The organism is Kitasatospora sp. NPDC038210, assembly GCF_055600605.1.
Genome location: NZ_JBVJYK010000006.1, coordinates 151,889 through 175,530, shown reverse-complemented (window position 1 = coordinate 175,530; position 23,642 = coordinate 151,889). Strand labels below are relative to the sequence as shown.

Genomic DNA, 23,642 nt, shown 5'->3' with positions numbered 1-23,642 from the left:
CGCTATGGTGACCCTCCGACGTGAACCCCGGGCGGGCGCGGTCGAGTTGGGGGAGGGCATGGAGAAGGACGAGGTGCTCGGCGGTCGCTTCCGGCTGGAGGAGCGGCTGGGCCGGGGCGGCTTCGGCGTGGTCTGGCGCGCGACCGACACGACCATCGACCGGCAGGTCGCGGTCAAGGTGCTGCTCGCCGAACACGCCACCGACCAGGAGGCGGTCAGCCGGTTCGTCAGCGAGGCCAGGACGGCCGGCGGCCTCAACAACCCGCACATCGTCACCGTGTACGACTACGGCTGGACGGCGGCCGGCTCCGGGCGGATCCCCTACCTGGTGATGGAGCTGGTCCTCGGCGAGGCGCTGTCCGACGTGCTCAAGGACGGCCTGCCGGACCACGCGAAGGCGCTGCGCTGGATGCGGCACGTCTGCAAGGCGCTGGACGCCTCGCACCGCTCGGACGTCGTGCACCGGGACATCAAGCCCGAGAACGTGATGATCGTGCGGGACGGGGAACGGGCCAAGGTCCTGGACTTCGGCATCGCCCGGCTGGTCACCCAGACCGTCCGGCTCACCTCCACCGGCAACGTGATCGGCACCGTCCCGTACCTCGCGCCCGAGTGCTGGTCCGGCGGACCGGTGGACGGCCGGGCCGACCTCTACGCGCTCGGCGTCATGCTGTACCAGGTCTGCACCGGCGAGCGGCCCTTCCGTGCCGCACAGCCCACCGAGTACATGTACAAGCACCTGGAGGAGGTCCCGCCGCGGGTGCGCAGCAAGGACCCGGCGCTGGCCGACCTGGTCGCCGAACTGCTCGCCAAGCGGCCCGCGGACCGGCCGTCCAGCGCCGCCGAGGTCCTGGAGCGGCTGCGCGCCGTCCGCCCCGGGATGCTGGGCCCGGGCGACCCCAGCCCGGACCAGCTGCGCAAGCGGGCCGACCGCGCCTGGCAGTACGGCACGGCGGGCGAGCCGGCCGAGGCGGTGGAGATCCTCACCGCCCTCGTCCCCGACTTCGCCCGGATCTGCGGCCCGAGCGATCCGCGCACCCTGCGCACCTGCCACGACCTGGCCCTCTGGCTCGCCCGGGACGGCAGCCCGGGTGCGGCGGTCGCCCTGCTGACCGAGCTGACCAGGGCGCCGGGCGCCGCCCCGGAGGCCTGGGCCGACGCCCGGCGGGACCTCGCGCACTGGCAGCGGGAGGTCGCCCGGCTCGGCCCGGGCCGGCCGCGCGGGCTGAGCCTGGGGGAGCTGCTCGGCGGCGCCCGGGCCGGCTGAGGCGCCCCCGGCCCGGGCGGGCGGTGGCGGTTGGCGGAGAAGGTGGCGGGGGCGAGGGCGTGGCCGGACCGGGCCCCGATGTCAACCGTGCGGCCACCCGATCCGGGCCCCGGGCGGCGACCGGAACCGGGAGGATTTCGCCCATCGGGACGGTCTGGTCCGCCGCCCCGGCGCGTTGGTATACCTCGTTGCCGGACTCGGGTGCGGTGTCCGAACCGCCCCGTGAGCTGCGACGAAAGGCTGGTGACGGATCGATGAAGCTCCTGCGCGTCGGACCCCCGGGCGCCGAACGCCCGGTCGTCCTGGGCGAGGACGGTACCGCGTACGACCTCTCCGGGCGGGCCCGCGACCTCGACGGGGCCTTCCTGGCCGGGCTGGACCCGGCCGCGCTGGCCCGGGACGTGGCCGCCGGCGTCCTGCCGGTGGTGGACCTGGCCGGGCAGCGCGTGGGCGCGCCGGTGGCCCGCCCGGGCAAGGTCGTCGGGATCGGGCTCAACTACCGCGACCACGCGGCCGAGGCCGGGGCCGCGATCCCGGACGAGCCGGTGATCTTCCTCAAGCCGAGCTCCACGGTGGTCGGCCCGTACGACGAGGTGCTGGTGCCGCGCGGCGGCGAGAAGACCGACTACGAGGCCGAGCTGGCCGTGGTGATCGGCCGTACCGCCCGCTACCTGGACTCGCACGCCGAGGCCGCCGAGGTGATCGCCGGCTACACGATCGCCAACGACGTCACCGAGCGGGCCTTCCAGTTCGAGCGCGGCGGCCAGTGGGACAAGGGCAAGTCGGCGGAGACCTTCACCCCGCTCGGGCCCTGGCTGGTCACCGCCGACGAGGTGGCGGACCCGCAGGGCCTGGCGCTGCGGCTCTGGGTCAACGGCGAGCAGCGGCAGCACGGCAGCACCGCCGAGATGATCTTCCCGGTGCTCGAACTGGTCCGCTACGCGAGCCGGTTCATGGTGCTGGAGCCCGGGGACGTCGTCATCACCGGCACCCCGGCCGGGGTCACCCTGGGCCGCCCGGGCACGCCGTTCCTCGCCCCGGGCGACGTCGTCGAGATCGAGATCGACGGCCTCGGCCGCCAGCGTCAGGTGCTGGGCAAGGCCTGACGCGGGCGTCCGCCCGGTCCCTGCCGAGGGCGGCCGGGCCCGGTCGCGCCGGACGGCCCCGACCCCGGGCACGGGGGTCGGGAGCGTCAGCGCCGGTCGTCCAGGACCTCCCGCAGCCGCGCGGCCCGCGGCGCCTGCGGGCCCTCCAGCGCGAGCAGCCCCGCCAGCACCTCCGCCGTCTGCGGGTCGTGCAGCGCGGTCGCCGCCGCCATCGCGGTGAACTGGTCCACCAGCCAGTCGCGCAGCTCCGCCACCGGCAGCGTGCGCCCCTCGTCCAGCCAGGTCAGCGACGCGCCCTCGACCACCGCGATCCACGAGCGCACCAGCAGCGTCAGCCGCGGTCCGGCCTCCCGCACGCCGAGGTGGCGCAGCGTGCGCCGCAGGGCGGCCCGCCGGACGTCGTCCACGATCGCCGAGGTGCGGGCCGTCTCCACCACCGAACCGCCGCGCAGCAGCGCCGAGTAGCCGGCGTCGTGCTCGGCGACGAAGGCGAAGTAGCCGTCCAGCACGGCCGCCAGCTGCTCGGACGGCGTGCCGGTCAGCGGGACGGCGAAGCGGCTGGTCAGCTCGTCGGCCGCGGTGCGCAGCGCGGCCTCGTACAACTGTTGCTTGCCGCCCGCGAAGTAGCGGTAGACCAGCGGGCGGGAGGCCTCGGCGGCCTCGGCGACGTCGTCCAGGCTCACCTCCTCGGGTGGTCGGGAGGCGAACAGCTCCAGGGCGACCGAGATCAACTGCTCGCGCCGCTGTTGGACCGGCAGCCGCCGGTAGCCGGTGCGTCGGGGGCGCGTCGGGGGTACGGCCGGGGCGGGCACCTGGTCGGATGCCGAGGTGGGGCGGGCTTCCATGGCGGTCAGCGTAATGGGCGTCGGACCGATCGGATCCTGTCCCGCCGAACGGATTTCCGCGGGTCGTCCTCGCATCCGGGCCGATGGAAGCCGGTGGCAAAGGGGTTGCAAACGGGCCGCGCCACGAAATGATGTCCGGATGGTTGAAGAACTGATCACCGCCGACGGCACCACCCCGCGCCGCATCGCGGACGGGTACGTCCGTGCCCTGGCCGAACTCGATCCGCTGACCGCGGTCTACCTCGGCCTCAACCCCGAGGACGACCGGCTGCCCGACCTCTCCCCGGCCGGCCGCGAGGCGATCGCCGACCTCGCCCGCCGCACCCTGGCGCAGCTCGGCGACGCCGAGCGGGCCGGTGCCGCCGGGGACGAGGCCGAGCGCCGCTGCGCCCGGCTGCTGCGCGAGCGGCTGACCGCCGAACTCGCGGTCCACGAGGCGGGCGAGAACTTCCGCGCGGTGCGCAACCTGGCCTCCCCGGTGCACGAACTGCGGGAGTCCTTCACCCTGATGGCCACCGGCACCGAGGCCGAGTGGCAGGTGGTCGGCCGCCGGCTGGCGAAGGTCCCGGTCGCGCTGGAGCAGTACCGGCAGACCCTGGCCGAGGGCGTCGAGCGAGGACTGCTCGCCGGTCCGCGCCAGGTGGAGACGGTGGTCGGGCAGATCGGCGAGTGGCTGGACGGGGAAGTTGCCGGGGGCTGGTTCGGCCAGTTCGTCCAGGACGCGCCGGAGGGCCTGCGCGCCGAGCTGTCCGAGCACGCGGTGGCCGCCACCGAGGGCCTGGCCGCGCTGCGCGACTGGCTGCGCGACGTCTACGGCCCGGCCGCGGCCGGCACCCCGGACGCGGTGGGCCGCGAGCGCTACCGCCGGTGGGTCCGCTACTGGGCCGGCGCCGACCTCGACCTCGACGAGGCGTACGCCTGGGCCTGGACCGAGTTCCACGACCTGCTGGCCCAGATGCGCGTCGAGGCCGAGAAGGTCCTCCCCGGCGCCGACCCGATGGCGGCGATGACCTGGCTGGGCACCGACGGCCCGGCCGTCGAGGGCGCCGAGGGCATCCGGGAGCACCTGCAGGGCCTGATGGACCGGGCGATCCGGGACCTCCAGGGCACCCACTTCGACCTGGCCGAGCCGGTCACCCGGGTCGAGTCGAAGATCGCCCCGGCCGGCAGCGCCGCCGCGCCGTACTACACCCCGCCGTCGCTGGACTTCAACCGGCCCGGGCGGACCTGGCTGCCGCTGCTCGGCCGGGAGCGCTTCCCGCTCTGGGACCTGGTGTCGATCTGGTACCACGAGGGCGTCCCGGGCCACCACCTGCAGCTCGCGCAGTGGAACTACGTCGCCGACCGGCTCTCCACCTACCAGGTGAGCCTCGGCGGGGTCAGCGCCAACCTGGAGGGCTGGGCGCTGTACGCCGAGCGCCTGATGGACGAGCTCGGCTACCTCACCGACCCGGGCCAGCGTCTCGGCTACCTCAACGCGCAGATGATGCGGGCGCTGCGGGTCATCGTCGACATCGGCATGCACGCGGGCCTGGACTTCCCGGCCGACTCCCCGTACAAGCCGGGCGAGCCGGTGAGCCCGGAGCACGCCCGCGAGTTCTTCGGGCAGTACTGCGGTCTGTCCGACGACTTCCTGGACAGCGAGCTGGTCCGCTACCTGGGCATGCCCGGCCAGGCGATCGGCTACAAGCTGGGCGAGCGCGCCTGGCTGCGCGGCCGGGCGGCGGCGAAGGCGGCGCACGAGGCGCGCGGCGAGGAGTTCGACCTCAAGGCCTGGCACATGGCGGCGCTGTCGCAGGGCTCGCTGGGGCTGGACGACCTGGTCGACGAGCTCTCGGCGCTCTAGTCGGCCGCCGGTACGGCTCCCGCGCGCACGGGTGTGGGAGCCGTACCGGGCCGGGGTCCCGGGGGCTCGTCCCGAAGTCCCAGGCTCCTGGTTCTTTTGTCCCAAAAGTCTGATTTGGTGAGGTTTTTCCTTGCCATTCCGTCGGACCCGGGTATTGGCTGGAAGGCGACTGCGTGACCTCTCCGCCACACTCCGGAAGGCTCGACCGTGACTGAGCAACCTGCCATCGGTCATGAGAACGCGGACAGCCGGCGCTGGTGGGCGCTGGCCGTCATCGCCGTCGCCCAGCTCATGATCGTCCTCGACATCACCATCGTGAACATCGCACTGCCGTCCGCCCAGCGGGACCTGGGCATATCCGACGCCGACCGGCAGTGGGTGATCACCGCCTACACGCTGGCCTTCGGCGGTCTGCTGCTGCTCGGCGGACGGCTGGGCGACCTCTTCGGGCGCAAGCGCGTCTTCACCATCGGTCTGCTGGGCTTCGCCCTCGCCTCCGCGCTCGGCGGCGCGGCGACCGACCCGTCCATGCTCTTCGGCGCCCGTGCCCTCCAGGGCGCGTTCGGTGCCCTGCTCGCCCCCTCCGCGCTGGGGCTGCTCTCCACCACCTTCTCCGACCCGAAGGAACGCAGTACGGCCTTCGGCATCTTCGGTGCGATCGCCGGCGGCGGCGCCGCGATCGGCTTCATCGCCGGTGGCCTGCTGACCGAGTACCTGAACTGGCGCTGGTGCCTGTTCGTCAACACCCCGATCGCCATCGCCACCGCCTTCGCCGCGTTCTCCGTGCTCCAGCGCGACCACGTAGCCAAGGGGCACCGGGTCAAGCTGGACCTGCCCGGGGCGCTGCTCGGCTGCGGCGGCCTGCTGGCGATCGTCTTCGGCACCTCCGAGGCCGTCACCCGGGGCTGGGGTGACGCGCTGGTGCTGGGATCGCTGTTCCTGGGCGTGGCGCTGCTCGCGGTGTTCGTCCTGGTCGAGAAGCGCACCCCGCACGCGCTGCTGCCGACGCACATCATCGCCGACCGCAACCGCGGTGGCGGCGCCCTGTCGGTCGGCCTGGCGATGGTCGGCATGTTCGGCCTGTTCCTGTTCCTGACCTACTACCTGCAGGCCATCAAGCACTTCTCGCCGATCGTGTCCGGCCTCTCGTTCCTGCCCATGACGGCCGCCATCGTGATCAGTTCGACCGGGATCGCGGCCCGGCTGATGACCAGGGTGCCGTCCCGGAACCTGATCGCGCCGGGACTGCTGCTCGCCGGTGGCGGCATGGCCTGGCTGACCCAGATGCACGTGGACAGCCCGTGGGCCGGCATGGTGCTGCCCGCCGAGCTGCTGCTGGGCTTCGGCATGGGCCTGGTGTTCATGCCGTCGATGAGCCTGGCCACCCTCGGGGTCGCCCCGAACGAGGCCGGCGCGGCCTCGGCCACCATCAACTCGGCCCAGCAGGTGGGCGGTTCCTTCGGCACGGCACTGCTGAACACCATCGCGGCCAGTGCCACCGCGACCTTCCTGGCCACCCGGATCGCCTCCGACCCGGCGGTGCAGGCCCAGGGCGCGGTGCACGGGTACGTGGTCGCGACCTGGGTGGCGATGGGCATCCTGTTGCTGGCCGCGCTGGTCGCCTTCCTGATGATCGACCACCGGCCGGCGCCCGGTGAGGCCACCGCCGTCGAGGGCGCTGCCGTCGAGGCGGGTGCCGTCGGGACCGGCGCCGTCGAGGCCGGCACGGGAGCGGGCGCCACGGCGGTCTCCGCCGTGCGGGCCGTGGACGGCCGGCCGAGCCCCCGGGAGGCCGCCATGGCGGACGTCCGGGCCAACGTCCGGGCGGGCGGCGAGGTCCGCTCCGAAGCGGGGGTGGAGCGCCCACCGGCCGATTGACGTTTGCAGCAAGGTCTTGCAGTCAACCTCCGGCGCCTGCTTGACTCCTGGCCACCGTCCAGGGATCAAGGAGGCGCCGCCGTGCTGCCCGAGACCACGCCGTCAGCGCCCGTGCCGTCCGCGACCACGGCTCCCGAGCCGGTGCCGTCCGGACCCGCGCGGCCCGAGTTCGACCTGCTCGTCGTCGGCGGCGCCGGCGTGGACACCGTCGTCCGGGTCGAGCGGCTGGAGATCCCGCCCGGCGACTCGCAGTTCGTCGGCCCGGTGCACGACTACGTCGGCCACACCGGCAACGGCGTCGCCCTCGGCGCCCACCACCTCGGCCTGCGCACCGCCTTCCTGGACTTCCTCGGCGACGACCCGCAGGGCGCCCTGATCCGGGCCGCCTACGAGCGCCACGGCCTGCGCTTCGCGCACCTGGTGAGTCCGCACGGCACCCCGCGCGGGGTCAACCTGGTCGACGCCGCGGGCCGCCGGTTCTCCTTCTACGACGGCCGCCACCCGGCCGACCTGCGACTGCCGCGCGACTTCTACCTGCCGTACGCCGAGCGCAGCCGGCACGTCCACCTCTCCATCACCGGCGTCAACCGGGACATGTACGGCGACCTGCACCGGCTCGGCCGCACCACCTCCACCGACCTGCACGACTGGGACGGCGCCGACCCGCACCACCGCGACTACGCGCTCAACTCCGACTTGGTCTTCCTCTCGGTGGCGGGCTGCCGCGGCCGGTACGAGGAGGTGATGCGCGCGATCCTCGCCGAGGGCCGCGCGCGGGTGGTCGTCGCCACCGCCGGCGCCGAGGGCTGCCACCTGCTCACCCGGGAGGACGGCGTGCTCCGCCACCTGCCGGCCGTCGACCCGGGCCGCCCGGTGGTGGACACCAACGGTGCCGGCGACGCCTTCGTCACCGGCTTCCTGTACGGCTGGTTCCGGGACCGCCCGCCGCTGGACTGCGCCCGGGCCGGTTCGGCGGCCGGCGCCTTCGCCTGCACCTCCGCCGGGACGCACACCGCCTTCGTCGACGCGGCCGGGCTCGACGCGGTGCTGAACGGCGGATGACCCGGGGGCGGCGGCCGCAGGCGCCCGAGTGACGGATTTCTCATCGACCTCCAAGGCACCGATAACGACCTTTCCAGTCGGAGGCGTCATAGTCGTTGACCGAACACCGCCACCGAACCCGGCAGGAGAGTCAGGCATGGGTCAGCACCGCCGCCCGAGGTCACGCCGCCGCCTGCTGGCTCCCTCCCTGTTCACCGCGCTGTCCGCGGTCGTGGTGGCCGCCGTCGTCGCCGGGACGCACGGCCTCGACCTGTCCGACGCCACGGCCGCCGGGAAGGCCGCGCGCAGCACCCGCGCAGCCGTCGCGCCCACCCCGACCACCACCGCGGACGCGCTGCCCGCCCCGGTCGCCGCCCCCACGCCGACCGACACCCCGGCCCCGGCCGATCCGCCCGCGGCCACCGCCACCCCCACCCCCGGCGACAGCCCGACGGCCGCCGCGGCCGCCACCCCCGACACCCGCGGCGCCGTCCTCGGGAAGACCGCGGCCGCCTCCGCCGACATCCGCGAAACCGCCACCGTCGGCGCGCTGTTCAGCGGCTCGGTGGAGGCCGGCAACCACTTCTGCACCGCCAGCGTGCTGCACAGCGCCACCGGGAACCTGCTGCTGACCGCCGCGCACTGCCTCGACAGCACCGACGGCGTCACCTTCGCCCCCGGCTACCGCGACGGCTCCGCCCCGTACGGCACCTGGCGGGTCACCGCGGTCCACACCACCACCGGCTGGTCCCAGAAGGGCGACGTGGACGAGGACTTCGCGATCCTGGAGACCGCCCCGAGCAACGGTCGCAAGGTCGAGGACGTGGTCGGCGGCAACCGCCTGGGCGCCGACGAGCCCTTCGGCTCGACCGTCCGCCTCTACGGCTACCCCGCCGACTCCGAGACGCCCGAGCTGTGCACCAACACGACCGACCGGAAGAGCACCTACGAGCGGGTCATCGACTGCCCGTCCTACCCGGCGGGCACCAGCGGCGGCCCCTGGATCAACACCGCCACGGGCGACGTGGTCGGCGCCATCGGCGGCTACCAGCAGGGCGGCGACACCGACGACGTCTCCTACAGCGCCTACTTCGACCACACCATCGCGACGCTCTACAGCCAGGTCGAGTCCGCCGAGTCCTGACCGCTCCGGCCCGCCCGCACCACCCGGGCGGGCCGGAGCGGCAGGGCCCGGAGCCGCGCGGCCCGGACATGACGAAGGCCCAGATCCGTGGATCAACTCCACTGATCTGGGCCTCTGTTGCACTTCCTGCGAAGTGCCCCCGGTAGGATTCGAACCTACGCACCCGCCTCCGGAGGGCGGTGCTCTATCCCCTGAGCTACGGGGGCCTACTGGCCTGTCGGCCGCTCGCGCTTCCGACGTGGAGAACACTACCAGGCCGGGGCCGTGGTCCGTGCACGGGTTTCCCGGAAGATCGTCGGGGCGGCGGGCGGGGCGCGGCCGGGTGGCCGGGGGAGCGGAAGTGTCCAAAGGCCGGACGGGGCGGCGGGGCCGCGGATACCCTCGGTGAGGTGTCGGGAGTGTCCGGGCGGGTCCTCGTGGTGGACGACAGCGAGGTGATCCGCCAGCTGATCAGGGTCAACCTGGAGCTTGAGGGCTTCGAGGTGGTGACCGCCGCCGACGGCGCCGAATGCCTGGAGGTCGTCCGCCGGGTGAAGCCGGACGTGGTGACGCTGGACGTGATGATGCCGCGGCTGGACGGCCTGCGGACGGCGGCCCGGCTGCGCGCGACACCGGACACCAGCCGACTGCCGATCGCGATCGTGAGCGCCTGCACCCCGGCGGACCTGGACCTGGGGGAGGCGGCCGGCGTCGACGGCTACCTCGGCAAGCCCTTCGACCCGGCCGACCTGGTGGCCATGGTCCGCCGTCTGGTGCTGCTCGGCGCGGACGGCGGCGAGTTCGAAGCCCGGCCCGACGGGCGGTTCGGCGCACGGTCCCGCGAATTTCGCCCTGAGCGAACGGAGCGGACCGATCGCGGCTGAGACCCCGGGGCGGACGGCGCGTCGGCGCCTCCGGGCGTCTCAACCGGTAAACCGAGTGGCGGGCGGGTACCCCGTCTCGCCTACGCTTGGCGTCGTGACCCCCGCAGACCTTTCCCAGGCAATCCAGGCCGCAGTGAGCACCGCCGTCGAGGCGGGCGAGCTGGCCGTCGCCGTGCCCGAGCACGTGACGGTCGAGCGGCCCAAGAACAGGGACCACGGCGACTACGCGACCAACGTGGCCCTCCAGCTCGCCAAGGCGGCCGGCAAGCCGCCGCGAGCCGTTGCCGAGGTCCTGGCCGAGCGCCTGCGAGGGATCACCGGCGTCTCCGCGGTCGACATCGCCGGTCCGGGCTTCCTGAACATCACCCTGGACACCGCCACCGCCGGCGCGCTCGCGCGCACCGTCGTCGAGGCGGGCGAGGCCTACGGCCGCAACGACGCCCTGAACGGCCTGAAGATCAACCTGGAGTTCGTCTCCGCCAACCCGACCGGCCCGATCCACATCGGCGGCGTCCGCTGGGCCGCCGTCGGCGACTCGATGGCGCGCGTGCTGCGGGCCTCCGGAGCCGACGTCACCACCGAGTACTACCTCAACGACGCCGGTGTGCAGATCACCAAGTTCGCCGCCTCGCTGCAGGCCGCCGCGAACGGCCGCGAGGTGCCCGAGGGCGGGTACGTCGGCGAGTACATCGTCGACATCGCCAAGGCGCTGACCGACGCGATCCCGGGCGTGCTCGACCTGTCCGAGGCCGAGCAGCTGGAGGTCTTCCGCACCGAGGGCCTCAAGCTCATGGTGGCCGAGATCAAGCGCTCGATGGACGAGTTCGGCACCCACTTCGACGTGTGGTTCTCGGAGAAGACGCTGCACGACTCGGGCGCCGTCGAGAAGGCCATCGAGCGGCTGCGCGAGCAGGGCCACGTCTTCGAGCAGGACGGTGCGGTCTTCCTGCGCACCACCGACTTCGGCGACGACAAGGACCGCGTCCTGATCAAGGCCGACGGCGACAAGACCTACTTCGCCGCCGACGCCGCGTACTACCTGTCCAAGCGGGACCGCGGCGCCGAGGTCGCGCTCTACATGCTGGGCGCCGACCACCACGGCTACGTCAACCGCCTCAAGGCCATCTCGGCCTGCGCGGGCGACGACATGAACCACAACATCGAGGTGAAGATCGGCCAGTTCGTGAAGATGCTTCGCGACGGCGAAGAGGTCCGCATGTCCAAGCGTGCGGGCAACATCATCACGATCGACGACGTGGTCGAGTGGATCGGCGTGGACGCCGCCCGCTACACCCTGGCGCGCTCCTCCACGGACTCGACGATCACGCTGGACATCAACGTCCTCACCAGCCAGACCAACGAGAACCCGGTCTACTACGTCCAGTACGCCCACACCCGGATGTGCGGCGTGGCGCGCAAGGCCGCCGAGCTGGGCGTGGACAAGGGCACGGCCGAGCAGTTCAAACCCGAGCTGCTCGCGACCGAGTGGGAGAGCGACATCCTCGGCGCCCTCGGCGAGTTCCCGCGCATCCTCGCCACGGCCGGCGAGCTGCGCGAGCCGCACCGGGTCGCGCGCTACCTGGAGGACCTCGCGGGCAAGTACCACCGCCTGTACGAGAACTGCATGTTCCTGCCCAAGGGCGACGAGGAGCTCAACGACACGCACCGGGCCCGGCTCTGGCTGGTCGAGGCCACGCGCACGGTCATGGCCAACGGCCTCACGCTCCTGGGCGTGACGGCGCCCGAGCGGATGTAGGCACCACCCCCAAGCGCAGAGCGGGGGCGGCTGACGGTCAACGGGGACCGTCGCCGCCCCTCGCCATAGGTCTCTCGAAGGACGAAGCAGCATGAGTCGTTCCGCACACCCGGCAGGCCCCCGTCACGGGGACGTCCTGCCCGAGGGCCACTACCAGGCCCCGCCCGCCGACCTCAACGCGCTCGACCCGAAGGTCTGGTCGCGCACCGTCACCCGCGACGCCGAGGGCGTGGCCACCGTCGGCGGGATCGACGTCAAGCAGCTGGCGGCCGAGTTCGGCACCCCGGCGTACCTGCTGGACGAGGAGGACTTCCGCTCCCGGGCGCGCGCCTGGCGGGACGCCTTCGGCACCGACGCGGACGTCTACTACGCCGGCAAGGCGTTCCTCTCCAAGGCCGTCGTGCGCTGGCTGCACGAGGAGGGCCTCAACCTCGACGTGTGCAGCGCGGGCGAGTTGGCGGTGGCGCTGGCCGCCGGGATGCCGCCGGCGCGGATCGCGCTGCACGGCAACAACAAGTCGGTGGACGAGCTCGAACACGCGGTGAAGACCGGCGTCGGCCACATCGTGGTCGACTCGTACGAGGAGATCGAGCGGCTCGCCGCGATCGCCGCCCGCCAGGGCGTGCGCCAGCAGGTGCTGATCCGGATCACCGTCGGCGTCGAGGCGCACACCCACGAGTTCATCGCCACGGCGCACGAGGACCAGAAGTTCGGTCTGTCGCTGACCGGGGGAGCGGCCGCCGAGGCGGTGCGCCGGGTGCTCGGCCACGACAGCCTGGAGCTGCGCGGCATCCACTCGCACATCGGCTCGCAGATCTTCGACACGGCGGGCTTCGAGGTCGCCGCCCGCCGGGTGGTCGGCCTGCTGGCGCAGATCCGCGACGAGCACGGCGTCGAGCTGCCCGAGATCGACCTCGGCGGCGGCCTCGGCATCGCGTACACCAGCGACGACGACCCGCGCGAGCCGGCCGAGATCGCGGCCGCGCTGGCCGACATCGTCCGCCGCGAGTGCGCCGCCGCGAACCTGAACGCCCCGCGGCTGTGCGTGGAGCCGGGCCGGGCGATCGTCGGCCCGACGGCGTTCACGCTGTACGAGGTCGGCACCGTCAAGGAGCTGCCGGGCCTGCGCACCTACGTCAGCGTGGACGGCGGGATGTCCGACAACATCCGCACCGCGCTGTACGACGCCGAGTACTCGGTGGCCCTGGTGTCGCGCACCAGCGACGCCGAGCCGATGCTGGTCAGGGTGGTCGGCAAGCACTGCGAGTCCGGCGACATCGTCGTGCGGGACGCCTTCCTGCCGTCCGACCTGGCCGCGGGCGACCTGATCGCGGTGCCGGCCACCGGCGCCTACTGCCGCTCGATGGCGAGCAACTACAACCACGCCCTCAGGCCTCCCGTGGTGGCCGTCAAGGACGGTGCGGCGCGGGTGATCGTCCGGCGCGAGACGGAGGAAGATCTCCTGCGCCTGGATATCGGATGACGAAATCCTTGTCTCAGATCATGGAACGACCGTAGATCCGTACGGAAAGTCCCGGAGACTGGTACGGACCGAAGTTCCCGGCGGCGCAGGAAAACCGCCGGAAATACCGAAGCACGATGAATGCAGAGCGGAGTCGGATGATGCGTACGCGCCCGCTGAAGGTGGCGTTGCTGGGTTGTGGTGTGGTGGGCTCCGAGGTGGCGCGCATCATGACGACGACGGCCGACGACCTCGCCGCTCGCATCGGTGCCCCGGTCGAGCTGGCCGGGATCGCGGTCCGCCGGGCCGGCCGGGCCCGCCCCGGTGTGCCCGAGCACCTCATCACCACCGACGCCGAGGCCCTGATCAACCGGGGCGACATCGACGTCGTGGTCGAGGTGGTGGGCGGCATCGAGCCGGCCAAACAGCACATCCTGGCGGCGTTCAAGCACGGCGCCTCGGTGGTCAGCGCCAACAAGGCCCTGCTCGCCCAGGACGGCGCCGAACTGCACACCGCGGCCGCCGCGGCCGGGGTGGACCTGTACTACGAGGCCGCGGTGGCGGGCGCGATCCCGCTGCTGCGCCCGCTGCGCGAGTCCCTCGCGGGCGACAAGGTCAACCGGGTGCTGGGCATCGTCAACGGCACCACCAACTTCATCCTCGACAAGATGGACACCACCGGCGCCGGCTACTCGGAGGCGCTGGAGGAGGCCACCGCGCTGGGCTACGCCGAGGCCGACCCGACGGCCGACGTCGAGGGCTTCGACGCCGCCGCCAAGGCCGCGATCCTGGCCGGCATCGCCTTCCACACCAAGGTCACCGCCGCGGACGTCTACCGCGAGGGCATCACCGAGGTGACCGCGGCCGACATCGCCTCGGCCAAGGAGATGGGCTGCGTGGTCAAGCTGCTCGCGATCTGCGAGCGGGCGGCCCACGGCGAGTCCGTCACCGCGCGCGTCCACCCGGCGATGATCCCGCTCTCGCACCCGCTGGCCTCCGTCCGCGAGGCGTACAACGCGGTGTTCGTCGAGGCCGAGGCGGCCGGCCGGCTGATGTTCTACGGCCCGGGCGCGGGCGGCTCGCCGACCGCCTCCGCGGTGCTGGGCGACCTGGTCGCGGTCTGCCGCAACAAGCTGGCCGGCGCCACCGGCCCCGGTGACTCCGTGTACACGCAGCTGCCGGCCAAGCCGATGGACGAGGTCGTCACCCGCTACCACGTCAGCCTGGACGTGGACGACCGTGCGGGTGTGCTCGCCCAGGTGGCGTCCGTCTTCGCCGAGCACGGCGTCTCCATCGACACCGTGCGCCAGCAGGGCCGCGACGGCGACGCCTCGCTCGTCGTGGTCACCCACCGTGCCACCGACGCCGCGCTGTCGGCGACGGTCGACAAGCTCCGTGCGCTGGACAGCGTGCGGGACGTGGCCAGCATCATGCGGGTCGAAGGGGAATAAGGAACTGCCATGAACGCCGTTGCCGAGAACGTCGTCCGAGGCGCGCACACCCACCAGTGGCGCGGCCTGATCGAGGAGTACCGGGACCGCCTGCCGGTCACCGCGGCCACCCCGGTGGTCACCCTGCTGGAGGGCGGCACGCCCCTGGTCCCCGCCCAGGTGCTCTCCGAGCGCACCGGCTGCGAGGTCTACCTCAAGGTCGAGGGCGCCAACCCGACCGGGTCCTTCAAGGACCGCGGGATGACGATGGCCATCTCCAAGGCCAAGGAGGAGGGCGCACAGGCCGTCATCTGTGCGTCCACCGGCAACACCTCGGCCTCCGCCGCCGCGTACGCGGTGCGGGCCGGGATGGTCTCCGCCGTGCTCGTCCCGCAGGGCAAGATCGCCCTCGGCAAGATGGGCCAGGCGCTGGTGCACGGCGCGAAGATCCTGCAGGTCGACGGGAACTTCGACGACTGCCTCACCCTTGCGCGTGAACTGTCCGAGAAGTACCCGGTGGCCCTGGTCAACTCGGTGAACCCGGTGCGGATCGAGGGCCAGAAGACCGCGGCCTTCGAGATCGTCGACATGCTCGGCGACGCCCCGGACATCCACGTCCTGCCGGTCGGCAACGCGGGCAACATCACCGCGTACTGGAAGGGTTACCGCGAATACGCCGCGGACGGCCTCTCCTCCCGCACCCCGCGGATGTGGGGCTTCCAGGCAGCCGGCTCGGCCCCGATCGTGGACGGCGCGCCGGTGCTCAAACCGCAGACCATCGCCACCGCGATCCGCATCGGCAACCCGGCCTCCTGGGACTTCGCGCTCGCCGCGCGGGACGAGTCCGGTGGCCTCATCGACAAGGTGACGGACCGTCAGATCCTGTCCGCCTACCGACTGTTGGCCTCGCAGGAGGGCGTCTTCGTGGAGCCCGCCTCGGCCGCCTCGGTGGCCGGCCTGCTGGCCAAGGCGGAGGCCGGCCTGGTCGACCCGGGCCAGCGGATCGTCTGCACCGTGACCGGCAACGGCCTCAAGGACCCCGACTGGGCGGTGGCCGGCGCGCCGCAGCCGCAGGTCGTCCCGGTCGACCCGGAGACCGCGGCCCGGAGCCTCGGCCTGCTCGACCGGTAACGGGTCCGACGCTTCGACGGGCCGACCCTTTCGGGGGTCGGCCCGTCAAAGTTCTCCGCTGACACTTTTGTGTCAATTCCGCTGTGCATTCCGAGGTGTTTTCGCCCCGCTCTTTGACGGAGTGGGGTGTGCATTCCGGCCACAACCGGCAACACACCAGATCGAAGGCCCACGGGGTGTACCGCTCGGGAACCTCTCTTCGATACTCTGGGTCCGGCCGTGTGGCACATGCCCCGGGCCCGGTACCGTCCGGGCCGCGCCGACGACTGCGGCCGCCCGCCCCGAAGGGCCTGCGGCCCGTTCCCCCACCTTCGCACCGACGACGCGCTCCGCGCCGCCCGATTTCCCCAGGAGAGTCCACCGCATGGCCGGTCCTGCGTTCCGTGCCGCCGCCGTCCGCGTCCGGGTTCCCGCGACCAGCGCCAACCTCGGCCCGGGCTTCGACGCCTTCGGACTCGCGCTGGGTCTGTACGACGACGTGGTCGTCCGGGTCGCCGACTCCGGCCTGTCCGTCGACATCGCCGGCGAGGGTGCCGAGACGCTGCCGCGCGACGAGCGCCACCTGCTGGTCCGTTCGATGCGCGCCGCGTTCGACCGGCTCGGCGGCCAGCCGCGCGGCCTCGAAGTGGTCTGCGCCAACCGGATACCGCACGGCCGGGGCCTCGGTTCCTCCTCCGCCGCCATCTGCGCCGGGATCGTGGCCGCCCGCGCGGTCACCATCGGGGGGCCGTCCGCACTGGACGACGACGCGCTGCTGGCCCTCGCCTCCGAGCTGGAGGGCCACCCGGACAACGTCGCGGCCTGCCTGCGCGGCAACTTCACCATCGCCTGGACCGACGACGAGTGCGCCAAGGCCGTCGCCCTGGAGCCCGCCGAGCAGGTCGTCCCGGTGGTGTTCGTCCCGGCCGGCGAGGTGCTCACCGAGACCGCCCGCGGCCTGCTGCCGAAGACCGTCCCGCTGGCCGACGCCGCGGTCAACGCCGGCCGCTCCGCGCTGCTGGTGGAGGCGCTGACCAGGCGCCCCGAGCTGCTCTTCGCCGCCACCGAGGACCGGCTGCACCAGGACTACCGCGCCTCGGCCATGCCGGACAGCGCCGGCCTGGTCGGCGCGCTGCGCGCGGAGGGCATCCCCGCGGTCATCTCCGGGGCCGGCCCGACCGTCCTCGCGCTCACCGACGAGGCGGGCGCCGACAAGGTGCTCTCCTTCGCCGGGCACCACGGCCACGGCGGAGACCCGGCGTTCGCCGCGCACCGGCTGGACGTCGACCGCGCCGGGGCCGTCGTGCTCCCGCTGGACGTCTGAGCAGCCCGTACGGGCCCGGCACCGGCCCGCGTCGAGCGGGCCGGGCCGGACACGATTGGCAAGCGCAAGGCTGGGGAATGTCTGAGGGGGTCGGTAGTGTTAACCTCATTGCTGCACCAGGTGCCCTCCGGGGCTCGGTGCGCCGCGTCCCGATCCCAGCACTCCACTGCCGTGGAGTCCCGGCGATGCACGGGGCGACGATTCTCCGGGAGCCCACCGCAGCGCGTACGCAGCCTGCCTGCGCGACATGCGGCCGCATCCCGAAGCCGTGACGGCACCTGACTCCCACCCGCGGCCTCCCACCTAAGAGGCCAGGACGGGCGGAGCGCGGGCCACCGTCACGCGACGGGGGCCCGGGATTCGCAGGGAGCGTGGGGGTTACGCCCTCAGGGGAGGTCGACACACGACCGGCCCACCGCGCCACTCAGCACCACCGTGCTTCAAGCACCGCACCTCGCAGCTCTCCCTCGACGGGCTCCCGCCATTCGAGGGATCACCGCCTCGGACCGACGCAGTCGAGCGTTGGTCAGGACAGCACAACCGGTCGCCGAGCCAGACAGGCCGACGTCCGCTCCAGGGAAGGACCCTTAGTGAGCGACTCCACCGATCTGATGGGCGCGCGCCCGGACGCCGACGCGTCGGACGCAGCCGCCCCCGCTGCCCCGGCGCGGCGCCGCCGCAGTGCCGCCGCGGGCCTGGACGGCATGGTCCTGGCCGAGCTGCAGAAGCTCGCCGCGGACCTTGGCATCACCGGTACCGGACGCATGCGCAAGAGCCAGCTGATCGAGACCATCAAGGAGAAGAGCGGCGGGGACCCGCTGCTCGCCGCCGGTGGCGCCCCGGCCGCCGCGAAGCGCACCGCCGCCAAGGCGGACGCCGAGGCCCCGGCCGAGAAGCCGGCCCGCCGCACCAAGGCCGCCGCCGCCAAGGCCGCCGCCGAGGCCCCGGCCGCCGCCGAGCCGCAGGCCCAGATCGAGATCCCGGTCCAGGCCGCCGCCGAGACCGCCGCGCCGGCCCGTGCCGAGCGCACCCGCCGCCGGGCCACCTCGGCCGCCGGCGCGCCCGTCGCCCCGGCCGCCGAGGCCGCGGCCGAGGCCGCCACCGTCGCGGTCGCCGAGCCGAAGCAGGCCGAGGCCCGCCCGGCCGAGACCCGCGGCTTCGAGGGCCGCGAGGACGGCCGCGAGAGCCGTCGCGACCGCCGCGAGCGCCGTGACCGCCGCGAGGGAGGCGAGCGCACCGAGCGCACCGAGCGCCCGGAGGCCGGCGAGGCCCAGGACGGCGAGGCGCGCGAGTCGCGTCGCGACCGCCGCAACCGCCGCGAGCGCGCCGACCGCCAGGGTCAGCAGACCCAGCAGCCGGGCAGCGGCCAGGGCGACCAGCAGGGCCGCCAGGGCCAGCAGGCCCAGCAGCCGCAGGTCCAGCAGGGCCAGGGCGGTTACGACGACGACGAGTTCGGCGAGGGCCGTCGCGGCCGTCGTGGCCGTTACCGCGACCGCCGGGGCCGTCGTGGCCGCGACGGCTTCGAGGCCGGCCCGGCCGAGCCGCAGATCGGCGAGGACGACGTCCTGATCCCGGTCGCGGGCATCCTCGACATCCTCGACAACTACGCGTTCGTGCGCACCTCCGGCTACCTGCCGGGCCAGAACGACGTCTACGTCTCGCTCGCCCAGGTCCGCAAGAACGGCCTGCGCAAGGGTGACGCCATCACCGGTGCGGTGCGCCAGCCGCGGGACGGCGAGCGCCGCGAGAAGTTCAACGCCATGGTGCGGCTGGACTCCGTCAACGGCATGGACCCGGAGAGCGGCCGCGGCCGCCCCGAGTTCAACAAGCTCACCCCGCTCTACCCGCAGGAGCGGCTGCGCCTGGAGACCGACCCGGGCGTGCTGACCACCCGCATCATCGACCTCGTGTCGCCGATCGGCAAGGGCCAGCGCGGTCTGATCGTCGCGCCGCCGAAGACCGGCAAGACGATGGTGCTGCAGGCGGTCGCCAACGCGATCACCCACAACAACCCCGAGTGCCACCTGATGGTCGTCCTGGTCGACGAGCGTCCGGAAGAGGTCACCGACATGCAGCGGTCGGTGAAGGGCGAGGTCATCTCCTCGACCTTCGACCGCCCGGCGGAGGACCACACCACCGTCGCCGAGCTGGCCATCGAGCGCGCCAAGCGCCTGGTGGAGCTGGGCCACGACGTGGTCATCCTGCTGGACTCGATCACCCGCCTGGGCCGTGCCTACAACCTGGCGGCGCCGGCCTCCGGCCGCATCCTGTCCGGTGGTGTCGACTCGACCGCGCTCTACCCGCCGAAGAAGTTCTTCGGTGCCGCGCGCAACATCGAGAACGGCGGCTCGCTGACCATCCTGGCCACCGCGCTGGTCGAGACCGGCTCGCGCATGGACGAGGTGATCTTCGAGGAGTTCAAGGGCACCGGCAACATGGAGCTCAAGCTCGACCGGAAGCTCTCGGACAAGCGCATCTTCCCGGCCGTCGACGTGGACGCCTCCAGCACCCGCAAGGAGGAGATCCTGCTCGGGAACGAGGAGTTGGCCATCGTCTGGAAGCTCCGCCGGGTGCTGCACGCGCTCGACTCGCAGCAGGCGATCGAGCTGCTCCTGGACAAGATGAAGCAGACCAAGAGCAACGCCGAGTTCCTGATGCAGATCGCCAAGACCACCCCCGGCTCCGGCGACTGACCGTAGCCGGACGGCTGTCGAAGCACGGAACCCCGGATCGCGCGAGCGGTCCGGGGTTCCGTGCGTTCGCACCCGGGTTGTTCCAGAGTCGGGACAATTGAGGCCCTTTGGATCATGTTGTCCGATTTATTCTGGACCGTATGGCCGAGCACAAGAGGGTCCCGAGTCGCCGCCGCAAGGTCCTGCGGACGGCTGCCTGTGCGTTCGTCGCGCTCGTCGTCCTCGGCACCGGCGCGGCCGTCTACGCGTACGTGAAGCTCAACGGCAACATCAAGAGCGTCGACATCGACGGCCGCCTCGGCGACGCCCGGCCGCCGGCCGCCACCGACGGGTCCTTCAACGTCCTGGTGCTGGGCTCCGACTCGCGCAGCGGCGAGAACGGCGACCTGGCCGGCGGCGACACCGGCGACACCGCCCGCTCGGACACCGCGATGGTGGTGCACGTCAACCAGGACCACTCGCGCGCGCAGATCGTCTCGATACCGCGCGACACCCTGGTGGCCCGCCCCGACTGCACCGGCGCGAACGGCACGGCCGTGCCCGGCGCCAAGCGCGCGATGTACAACAGCGCCTTCGAGACCGGCGGCGCGGCCTGCGCGGTCAAGACCACCGAGCAGCTCACCGGGCTCCGGATGGACCACTACCTGCAGATCGACTTCGCCGGCTTCGCCCGGGTCGTGGACGCGATAGGCGGGGCCACCGTGACCACCACGGTGGCCATCCACGACAAGGACAGCGGGCTCGACCTGCCGCCCGGGCAGCACCACCTGGACGGTCAGCAGGCGCTCGCCTTCGTCCGCACCCGGCACGGCGTCGGCGACGGCAGCGACCTCGGCCGGATCGAGCTGCAGAAGCAGATGGTGAAGTCGCTGCTCCGGCAGGCCGGCGGGGCGGGGCTGTTCACCGACCCGGTCAAGCTGTGGTCGATCGGCGACACCATGACCAGGAGCATCACCACGGACTCCGCGCTCGGCTCGGTGAACGCCCTGGTGGGGCTCTTCCAGGAGCTCAAGGGGATCGGGCCGGACCAGCTCGGCATGGTGACCCTGCCGGTGCAGACCGCCCCCGGCGACCCGAACCGGGTGGTCGAGCTGCAGCCGCAGGCCGACCAGCTCTGGGCGGCGCTCAAGGCCGACCGGGAGCTCCCGCAGGCGGTCGTCTCCGCGCAGCCGGAGAACCCCGCCCAGGCGGCTCCCACGGCCTCCGCGGCCGCCCCGTCGACCCCCGGGCGGGCCGCGGGGAAGGCGACCGCGAAGGCCGGCGCCACGCACTGAGCGGGCCCGGAATATCCCGGAACGCGACCCGGTTTGGGAAGATGCGGCCCGTCCTGGCAGACTGGTCCGTCGGTCCCGGTTCACGTGCGGCACTCCAGCCGCCGACCCGGTGCCCTCCCGAAACCTAGGAGAACCCCTTGAAGCCCAACGTTCACCCCGAGTACGTGGTCACCCGCGTGACCTGCACCTGCGGTGCCGAGTTCACCACCCGCTCGACCGAGACCAGTGGCGAGATCCGCGCCGAGGTCTGCTCGCAGTGCCACCCGTTCTACACCGGCAAGCAGAAGATCCTCGACACCGGTGGCCGCGTGGCCCGCTTCGAGGCCCGCTTCGGCAAGCAGCACAGCGCGAAGGCCTAGCGCTCACTCGGCGCCGGTTCCCGGCGCCCCCGTACTCGTTGTCGGGGGCGCCGGGGACCGGCGCCGTTCGCGTCCCCCCGCGCGTTCCCCCCTCCCCAACCCGTTCCGAGCCCCCGGGAAGAAGGCCACCCCATGTTCGAGGCAGTCGAAGAGCTCCTCGTCGAGCACGCCGACCTCGAAAAGAGGCTGGCCGATCCGTCCGTCCACGCCGACCAGGCCAACGCGCGCAAGCTGGCCAAGCGGTACGCCGAGCTGACCCCGATCACCCGGGTCTACCGGCAGTGGCGACAGACCGGCGAGGACATCGAGGCCGCGCGCGAACTCGCCGCGGAGGACCCGGAGTTCATCTCCGAGGTGAAGGAGTCCGAGGCGCGTCGCGACGAGCTCACCGAGGAACTGCGGCTGCTGCTGGTGCCGCGCGACCCGAGCGACGACAAGGACGTCATCCTGGAGATCAAGGCGGGCGAGGGCGGCGAGGAGTCCGCCCTGTTCGCCGGTGACCTGCTCCGGATGTATCTGCGCTACGCGGAGCGGATCGGCTGGAAGACCGAGATCATCGACTCCAACGAGTCCGACCTCGGTGGCTACAAGGACGTTTCGGTGGCCGTGAAGACCAGGGGCAACACCGAGCCCGGCCAGGGCGTCTGGGCCCGGCTGAAGTACGAGGGCGGTGTGCACCGCGTGCAGCGCGTCCCCGCCACCGAGTCCCAGGGCCGCATCCACACCTCCGCGGCGGGCGTGCTGGTCACCCCCGAGGCGGAGGAGGTCGAGGTCGAGATCCTCGCGAACGACCTGCGGATCGACGTCTACCGCTCCTCCGGCCCCGGCGGCCAGTCGGTCAACACCACCGACTCCGCGGTCCGGATCACCCACCTGCCGACCGGTATCGTGGCGTCCTGCCAGAACGAGAAGAGCCAGCTGCAGAACAAGGAGCAGGCGATGCGCATCCTGCGTTCGCGGCTGCTGGCCGCCGCGCAGGAGGAGGCCGAGCGGGAGGCGTCGGACGCGCGCCGCAGCCAGGTCCGCACGGTGGACCGCTCGGAGCGGATCCGGACGTACAACTACCCCGAGAACCGCATCTCGGACCACCGCACGGGGTTCAAGTCGTACAACCTGGACCAGGTCCTGGACGGCGAGCTGAACGCGGTGATCCAGTCCTGCGTCGACAAGGACGCGGCGGCCAAGCTCGCCGCGGCCCAAGAGAACTGAGACCGGCGCGCCCCAGCCCACGCGCAGTCCGTAGCCGGAGCGCAGAAACAAGAGGTCGTACGGATGAACCTGCTGCTCGCCGAGGTGGCCCAGGCCACCCAGCGGTTGGCCGCGGCCGGCGTGCCGTCGCCGCGCTTCGATGCGGAGGAACTCGCCGCCTACGTCCACCACGTCAAGCGCAGCCAGCTGCACACGGTGAAGGACGCCGACTTCGACGCCCGCTACTGGGAGGCGGTCTCGCGCCGCGAGGCGCGCGAGCCGCTCCAGCACATCACCGGACGGGCGTTCTTCCGCTACCTCGAACTGGAGGTCGGCCCCGGGGTGTTCGTGCCCCGGCCGGAGACCGAGTCGGTCGTCGAGTGGGCCATAGACGCGGTGCGCGACATGGACGTGGCCGAGCCGCTGGTGGTGGACCTCTGCTCCGGCTCCGGCGCGATCGCCCTCGCCCTGGCCCAGGAACTGCCGCGCTCCACCGTGCACGCCTTCGAGCTGGACGAGGGCGCGCTGGAGTACACCCGGCGCAACATCGAGGCCAGCCCCGACCGCGCCCGGGTCACCCTGCACGCCGGGGACGCCACCAGGGCCTTCGAGGACGACCGCTCCTGGGACGGCCGCTTCGACCTGGTGATCTCCAACCCGCCGTACATCCCGCTCACCGAGTGGGAGTACGTCGCGCCGGAGGCCCGCGACCACGACCCGCAGATGTCGCTGTTCTCCGGCGAGGACGGCCTGGACACCATCCGCGGCATCGAGCGGGTCGCCGCGCGGCTGCTGCGCCCGGGCGGCGCGGTGGTCATCGAGCACGCCGACCAGCAGGGCGGCCAGGTGCCGTGGATCTTCAACGAGGAACGCGGCTGGACGGACACCGCCGACCACCGCGACCTGAACAACCGGCCGCGCTTCACGACCGCCCGACGGGCGTCGTTGTGAACAGTCGAACGCAGCACGACCGCCCGCAGGGCGCCGTCGTGACGGCATCGACGACGGCGACGGCCGCAGTGACCGCCAAGAGCCACTTCGGAAGGGGACCGCACC

18 protein-coding genes and 1 tRNA gene are annotated in these 23,642 nt (G+C 72.7%); 17 read left to right on the top strand and 2 right to left on the bottom strand.

The genetic code is table 11. The features are described from left to right. Positions 1–58 precede the first annotated feature (58 nt). Positions 59–1,267: a serine/threonine-protein kinase gene (locus tag ACZ7KX_RS14855; protein ID WP_470326780.1), complete on the top strand. Its 1,209-nt coding sequence runs from the start codon at positions 59–61 to the stop codon at positions 1,265–1,267. 254 nt (positions 1,268–1,521) lie between these two features. Further along, entirely contained in the window at positions 1,522–2,373 is an 852-nt protein-coding gene (locus ACZ7KX_RS14850; RefSeq protein WP_470326779.1) for a fumarylacetoacetate hydrolase family protein, read from the top strand. Between the two features lie 86 nt (positions 2,374–2,459). Here ACZ7KX_RS14850 and ACZ7KX_RS14845 read toward each other — a convergent pair whose 3' ends face one another. Next, the gene (locus tag ACZ7KX_RS14845; RefSeq protein WP_470326778.1) at positions 2,460–3,218 is read right to left on the bottom strand and encodes a TetR/AcrR family transcriptional regulator; all 759 of its coding nucleotides are present in this window, start codon (positions 3,216–3,218) and stop codon (positions 2,460–2,462) included. Between the two features lie 139 nt (positions 3,219–3,357). Here ACZ7KX_RS14845 and ACZ7KX_RS14840 point away from each other — a divergent pair, with 139 nt between their 5' ends. The 4 genes from ACZ7KX_RS14840 to ACZ7KX_RS14825 all read left to right on the top strand — a co-directional run bounded on the left by ACZ7KX_RS14840 (position 3,358) and on the right by ACZ7KX_RS14825 (position 9,127). Next, positions 3,358–5,064, top strand: coding sequence for a DUF885 domain-containing protein (locus ACZ7KX_RS14840; protein ID WP_470326777.1), 1,707 nt, complete (start codon positions 3,358–3,360; stop codon positions 5,062–5,064). Between the two features lie 291 nt (positions 5,065–5,355). Continuing rightward, positions 5,356–6,942: an MFS transporter gene (locus tag ACZ7KX_RS14835; RefSeq protein ID WP_470326965.1), complete on the top strand. Its 1,587-nt coding sequence runs from the start codon at positions 5,356–5,358 to the stop codon at positions 6,940–6,942. A 141-nt stretch (positions 6,943–7,083) separates the two neighbouring features. Beyond that, a complete protein-coding gene (locus ACZ7KX_RS14830) occupies positions 7,084–8,004 on the top strand; it encodes a carbohydrate kinase family protein (protein ID WP_470326964.1) in 921 nt (306 codons plus the stop codon). A 136-nt stretch (positions 8,005–8,140) separates the two neighbouring features. Then, on the top strand, positions 8,141–9,127 hold the full coding sequence (locus ACZ7KX_RS14825) for a trypsin-like serine peptidase (RefSeq protein WP_470326776.1): 987 nt from the start codon (positions 8,141–8,143) through the stop codon (positions 9,125–9,127). Between the two features lie 134 nt (positions 9,128–9,261). Here ACZ7KX_RS14825 and ACZ7KX_RS14820 read toward each other — a convergent pair. Continuing rightward, a tRNA-Arg gene (locus ACZ7KX_RS14820) sits at positions 9,262–9,333 on the bottom strand. 192 nt (positions 9,334–9,525) lie between these two features. Between ACZ7KX_RS14820 and ACZ7KX_RS14815 the strand changes: the two genes are divergently transcribed. The 11 genes from ACZ7KX_RS14815 to prmC all read left to right on the top strand — a co-directional run bounded on the left by ACZ7KX_RS14815 (position 9,526) and on the right by prmC (position 23,537). Then, the gene (locus ACZ7KX_RS14815; protein WP_470326963.1) at positions 9,526–9,990 is read left to right on the top strand and encodes a response regulator; all 465 of its coding nucleotides are present in this window, start codon (positions 9,526–9,528) and stop codon (positions 9,988–9,990) included. A gap of 94 nt (positions 9,991–10,084) precedes the next feature. Next, positions 10,085–11,746: an arginine--tRNA ligase gene (argS, locus tag ACZ7KX_RS14810; RefSeq protein ID WP_350522933.1), complete on the top strand. Its 1,662-nt coding sequence runs from the start codon at positions 10,085–10,087 to the stop codon at positions 11,744–11,746. A gap of 91 nt (positions 11,747–11,837) precedes the next feature. Then, positions 11,838–13,229 (top strand): diaminopimelate decarboxylase, encoded by a 1,392-nt coding sequence (gene lysA / locus ACZ7KX_RS14805; protein WP_470326775.1) that lies wholly within the window; start codon positions 11,838–11,840, stop codon positions 13,227–13,229. 137 nt (positions 13,230–13,366) lie between these two features. Beyond that, a complete protein-coding gene (locus ACZ7KX_RS14800) occupies positions 13,367–14,659 on the top strand; it encodes a homoserine dehydrogenase (protein WP_350522931.1) in 1,293 nt (430 codons plus the stop codon). A gap of 9 nt (positions 14,660–14,668) precedes the next feature. After that, positions 14,669–15,769 carry a threonine synthase gene (thrC, locus tag ACZ7KX_RS14795; protein ID WP_470326774.1) on the top strand — a complete coding sequence of 367 codons (1,101 nt, stop codon included), beginning with the start codon at positions 14,669–14,671 and terminating at the stop codon, positions 15,767–15,769. Positions 15,770–16,133: 364 nt separating this feature from the next. Continuing rightward, a complete protein-coding gene (thrB, locus tag ACZ7KX_RS14790; protein ID WP_350522929.1) occupies positions 16,134–17,072 on the top strand; it encodes a homoserine kinase in 939 nt (312 codons plus the stop codon). A gap of 590 nt (positions 17,073–17,662) precedes the next feature. Continuing rightward, a complete protein-coding gene (rho, locus tag ACZ7KX_RS14785; protein ID WP_470326773.1) occupies positions 17,663–19,765 on the top strand; it encodes a transcription termination factor Rho in 2,103 nt (700 codons plus the stop codon). A 140-nt stretch (positions 19,766–19,905) separates the two neighbouring features. Then, positions 19,906–21,039 carry an LCP family protein gene (locus ACZ7KX_RS14780; protein ID WP_470326772.1) on the top strand — a complete coding sequence of 378 codons (1,134 nt, stop codon included), beginning with the start codon at positions 19,906–19,908 and terminating at the stop codon, positions 21,037–21,039. A 137-nt stretch (positions 21,040–21,176) separates the two neighbouring features. Next, positions 21,177–21,398, top strand: coding sequence for a 50S ribosomal protein L31 (gene rpmE / locus ACZ7KX_RS14775; protein ID WP_030057539.1), 222 nt, complete (start codon positions 21,177–21,179; stop codon positions 21,396–21,398). 132 nt (positions 21,399–21,530) lie between these two features. Next, entirely contained in the window at positions 21,531–22,607 is a 1,077-nt protein-coding gene (gene prfA / locus ACZ7KX_RS14770) for a peptide chain release factor 1 (RefSeq protein ID WP_470326771.1), read from the top strand. A 63-nt stretch (positions 22,608–22,670) separates the two neighbouring features. Further along, positions 22,671–23,537 carry a peptide chain release factor N(5)-glutamine methyltransferase gene (gene prmC, locus ACZ7KX_RS14765; protein WP_350522925.1) on the top strand — a complete coding sequence of 289 codons (867 nt, stop codon included), beginning with the start codon at positions 22,671–22,673 and terminating at the stop codon, positions 23,535–23,537. Positions 23,538–23,642 lie beyond the last annotated feature (105 nt).